Source organism: Pseudomonas sp. ATCC PTA-122608, from assembly GCF_001952855.1.
In the GTDB taxonomy this organism is placed as follows: Bacteria; Pseudomonadota; Gammaproteobacteria; order Pseudomonadales; family Pseudomonadaceae; genus Aquipseudomonas.
On the sequence record NZ_LPNO01000034.1, the window covers coordinates 1 to 5,145 of the forward strand.

The 5,145-nt window shown below is 51.4% G+C and carries 2 tRNA genes and 2 rRNA genes; all 4 read right to left on the reverse strand.

The window, feature by feature from the left end:
- Positions 1-102 precede the first annotated feature (102 nt).
- Positions 103-2,996, reverse strand: a 23S ribosomal RNA gene (locus AU074_RS23190).
- Between the two features lie 248 nt (positions 2,997-3,244).
- Positions 3,245-3,320, reverse strand: a tRNA-Ala gene (locus AU074_RS23195).
- Positions 3,321-3,350: 30 nt separating this feature from the next.
- Positions 3,351-3,427: transfer RNA gene (locus AU074_RS23200), tRNA-Ile, on the reverse strand.
- A gap of 83 nt (positions 3,428-3,510) precedes the next feature.
- Positions 3,511-5,047: ribosomal RNA gene (locus AU074_RS23205) — 16S ribosomal RNA — on the reverse strand.
- Together the 16S and 23S rRNA genes with 2 tRNA genes alongside form the textbook arrangement of a ribosomal RNA operon.
- Positions 5,048-5,145: the final 98 nt, after the last annotated feature.

Below are 5,145 nucleotides of genomic sequence, written 5' to 3' on the forward strand. Positions count from 1 at the left end.
TTTGTGAGTATCTCGAACTTTCGGTTCGTTTCGTCTTCACACACCGCAATCTGGTGCTCTTTCGCCTTTCAGCTCGAAGCCTGCAAATTGCTTGGGTGTTATATGGTCAAGCCTCACGGGCAATTAGTATTGGTTAGCTCAACGCCTCACAGCGCTTACACACCCAACCTATCAACGTCGTAGTCTTCGACGGCCCTTCAGGGAACTCAAGGTTCCAGTGAGATCTCATCTTGAGGCTAGTTTCCCGCTTAGATGCTTTCAGCGGTTATCTATTCCGAACATAGCTACCCGGCAATGCCACTGGCGTGACAACCGGAACACCAGAGGTTCGTCCACTCCGGTCCTCTCGTACTAGGAGCAGCCCCTCTCAAATCTCAAACGTCCACGGCAGATAGGGACCGAACTGTCTCACGACGTTCTAAACCCAGCTCGCGTACCACTTTAAATGGCGAACAGCCATACCCTTGGGACCGGCTTCAGCCCCAGGATGTGATGAGCCGACATCGAGGTGCCAAACACCGCCGTCGATATGAACTCTTGGGCGGTATCAGCCTGTTATCCCCGGAGTACCTTTTATCCGTTGAGCGATGGCCCTTCCATACAGAACCACCGGATCACTAAGACCTACTTTCGTACCTGCTCGACGTGTCTGTCTCGCAGTCAAGCGCGCTTTTGCCTTTATACTCTACGACCGATTTCCGACCGGTCTGAGCGCACCTTCGTACTCCTCCGTTACTCTTTAGGAGGAGACCGCCCCAGTCAAACTACCCACCATACACTGTCCTCGATCCGGATAACGGACCTGAGTTAGAACCTCAAAGTTGCCAGGGTGGTATTTCAAGGTTGGCTCCACGCGAACTGGCGTCCACGCTTCAAAGCCTCCCACCTATCCTACACAAGCAAATTCAAAGTCCAGTGCAAAGCTATAGTAAAGGTTCACGGGGTCTTTCCGTCTAGCCGCGGATACACTGCATCTTCACAGCGATTTCAATTTCACTGAGTCTCGGGTGGAGACAGCGCCGCCATCGTTACGCCATTCGTGCAGGTCGGAACTTACCCGACAAGGAATTTCGCTACCTTAGGACCGTTATAGTTACGGCCGCCGTTTACCGGGGCTTCGATCAAGAGCTTCGCGTTAGCTAACCCCATCAATTAACCTTCCGGCACCGGGCAGGCGTCACACCCTATACGTCCACTTTCGTGTTTGCAGAGTGCTGTGTTTTTAATAAACAGTCGCAGCGGCCTGGTATCTTCGACCGGCATGAGCTTACGGAGCAAGTCCTTCACCCTCACCGGCGCACCTTCTCCCGAAGTTACGGTGCCATTTTGCCTAGTTCCTTCACCCGAGTTCTCTCAAGCGCCTTGGTATTCTCTACCCAACCACCTGTGTCGGTTTGGGGTACGGTTCCTGGTTACCTGAAGCTTAGAAGCTTTTCTTGGAAGCATGGCATCAACCACTTCGTGTTCTAAAAGAACACTCGTCATCAGCTCTCGGCCTTAGAATCCCGGATTTACCTAAGATTCCAGCCTACCACCTTAAACTTGGACAACCAACGCCAAGCTGGCCTAGCCTTCTCCGTCCCTCCATCGCAATAACCAGAAGTACAGGAATATTAACCTGTTTTCCATCGACTACGCTTTTCAGCCTCGCCTTAGGGACCGACTAACCCTGCGTCGATTAACGTTGCGCAGGAAACCTTGGTCTTTCGGCGTGGGTGTTTTTCACACCCATTATCGTTACTCATGTCAGCATTCGCACTTCTGATACCTCCAGCAAGCTTCTCAACTCACCTTCACAGGCTTACAGAACGCTCCTCTACCGCATCAYCCGAAGRTGATACCCGTAGCTTCGGTGTATGGTTTGAGCCCCGTTACATCTTCCGCGCAGGCCGACTCGACTAGTGAGCTATTACGCTTTCTTTAAAGGGTGGCTGCTTCTAAGCCAACCTCCTAGCTGTCTAAGCCTTCCCACATCGTTTCCCACTTAACCATAACTTTGGGACCTTAGCTGACGGTCTGGGTTGTTTCCCTTTTCACGACGGACGTTAGCACCCGCCGTGTGTCTCCCATGCTCGGCACTTGTAGGTATTCGGAGTTTGCATCGGTTTGGTAAGTCGGGATGACCCCCTAGCCGAAACAGTGCTCTACCCCCTACAGTGATACATGAGGCGCTACCTAAATAGCTTTCGAGGAGAACCAGCTATCTCCGAGCTTGATTAGCCTTTCACTCCGATCCACAGGTCATCCGCTAACTTTTCAACGGTAGTCGGTTCGGTCCTCCAGTTAGTGTTACCCAACCTTCAACCTGCCCATGGATAGATCGCCCGGTTTCGGGTCTATTCCCAGCGACTAGACGCCCTATTAAGACTCGCTTTCGCTACGCCTCCCCTATTCGGTTAAGCTCGCCACTGAAAATAAGTCGCTGACCCATTATACAAAAGGTACGCAGTCACCCAACAAAGTGGGCTCCCACTGCTTGTACGCATACGGTTTCAGGATCTATTTCACTCCCCTCTCCGGGGTTCTTTTCGCCTTTCCCTCACGGTACTAGTTCACTATCGGTCAGTCAGTAGTATTTAGCCTTGGAGGATGGTCCCCCCATATTCAGACAAAGTTTCTCGTGCTCCGTCCTACTCGATTTCATGACTAAGAGATTTTCGCGTACAGGGCTATCACCCACTATGGCCGCACTTTCCAGAGCGTTCCGCTAATCTCAAAGCCACTTAAGGGCTAGTCCCCGTTCGCTCGCCACTACTAAGGGAATCTCGGTTGATTTCTTTTCCTCAGGGTACTTAGATGTTTCAGTTCCCCTGGTTCGCTCCATACACCTATGTATTCAGTGTAAGGTAACCATCTTATGATGGCTGGGTTCCCCCATTCAGACATCTCCGGATCAAAGTCTGTTTGCCGACTCCCCGAAGCTTTTCGCAGGCTACCACGTCTTTCATCGCCTCTGACTGCCAAGGCATCCACCGTATGCGCTTCTTCACTTGACCATATAACCCCAAGCAATCTGGTTATACTGTGAAGACGACATTCGCCGAAAATTCGATAATACTCAATTAAGAGCAACTCACAAATTTYACCTTAGCCTGATCCGTTACCAGTGAAAGTAACGTTCAGTCTATCTTTCTATCACATACCCAAATTTTTAAAGAACGATCTAATCAAAGACTAGAAATCAACATTCACCATCRCAACGATGGAATGCTCATTTCTAAGCTTTACATGACAGAAGCAGTAGTGGTGGAGCCAAACGGGATCGAACCGTTGACCTCCTGCGTGCAAGGCAGGCGCTCTCCCAGCTGAGCTATGGCCCCGTATTTCTACAGGCGTTTCCCACACAAAATTGGTGGGTCTGGGCAGATTCGAACTGCCGACCTCACCCTTATCAGGGGTGCGCTCTAACCAACTGAGCTACAGACCCAATTTCGGGCTGCTTCTTTATCGTCTTCTTCAATGAATCAAGCAATTCGTGTGGGAACTTATGGAGCAGCTGATGTCGTCGATTAAGGAGGTGATCCAGCCGCAGGTTCCCCTACGGCTACCTTGTTACGACTTCACCCCAGTCATGAATCACACCGTGGTAACCGTCCTCCCGAAGGTTAGACTAGCTACTTCTGGTGCAACCCACTCCCATGGTGTGACGGGCGGTGTGTACAAGGCCCGGGAACGTATTCACCGCGACATTCTGATTCGCGATTACTAGCGATTCCGACTTCACGCAGTCGAGTTGCAGACTGCGATCCGGACTACGATCGGTTTTCTGGGATTAGCTCCACCTCGCGGCTTGGCAACCCTCTGTACCGACCATTGTAGCACGTGTGTAGCCCAGGCCGTAAGGGCCATGATGACTTGACGTCATCCCCACCTTCCTCCGGTTTGTCACCGGCAGTCTCCTTAGAGTGCCCACCATTACGTGCTGGTAACTAAGGACAAGGGTTGCGCTCGTTACGGGACTTAACCCAACATCTCACGACACGAGCTGACGACAGCCATGCAGCACCTGTCTCAATGTTCCCGAAGGCACCAATCTATCTCTAGAAAGTTCATTGGATGTCAAGGCCTGGTAAGGTTCTTCGCGTTGCTTCGAATTAAACCACATGCTCCACCGCTTGTGCGGGCCCCCGTCAATTCATTTGAGTTTTAACCTTGCGGCCGTACTCCCCAGGCGGTCAACTTAATGCGTTAGCTGCGCCACTAAGAGCTCAAGGCTCCCAACGGCTAGTTGACATCGTTTACGGCGTGGACTACCAGGGTATCTAATCCTGTTTGCTCCCCACGCTTTCGCACCTCAGTGTCAGTATCAGTCCAGGTGGTCGCCTTCGCCACTGGTGTTCCTTCCTATATCTACGCATTTCACCGCTACACAGGAAATTCCACCACCCTCTACCATACTCTAGCTCGTCAGTTTTGAATGCAGTTCCCAGGTTGAGCCCGGGGATTTCACATCCAACTTAACGAACCACCTACGCGCGCTTTACGCCCAGTAATTCCGATTAACGCTTGCACCCTCTGTATTACCGCGGCTGCTGGCACAGAGTTAGCCGGTGCTTATTCTGTCGGTAACGTCAAAACAGCAAAGTATTAATTTACTGCCCTTCCTCCCAACTTAAAGTGCTTTACAATCCGAAGACCTTCTTCACACACGCGGCATGGCTGGATCAGGCTTTCGCCCATTGTCCAATATTCCCCACTGCTGCCTCCCGTAGGAGTCTGGACCGTGTCTCAGTTCCAGTGTGACTGATCATCCTCTCAGACCAGTTACGGATCGTCGCCTTGGTGAGCCATTACCCCACCAACTAGCTAATCCGACCTAGGCTCATCTGATAGCGCAAGGCCCGAAGGTCCCCTGCTTTCTCCCGTAGGACGTATGCGGTATTAGCGTCCGTTTCCGAACGTTATCCCCCACTACCAGGCAGATTCCTAGGCATTACTCACCCGTCCGCCGCTCTCAAGAGAAGCAAGCTTCTCTCTACCGCTCGACTTGCATGTGTTAGGCCTGCCGCCAGCGTTCAATCTGAGCCATGATCAAACTCTTCAGTTCAAACATCTTTGGGTTTTTAAGAAACCCTAAACTTGGCTCAGCAATCGTTGGTTACATCTTTGATTTCTCGCGGAGTAACTTGTGATGCTGATAATCTT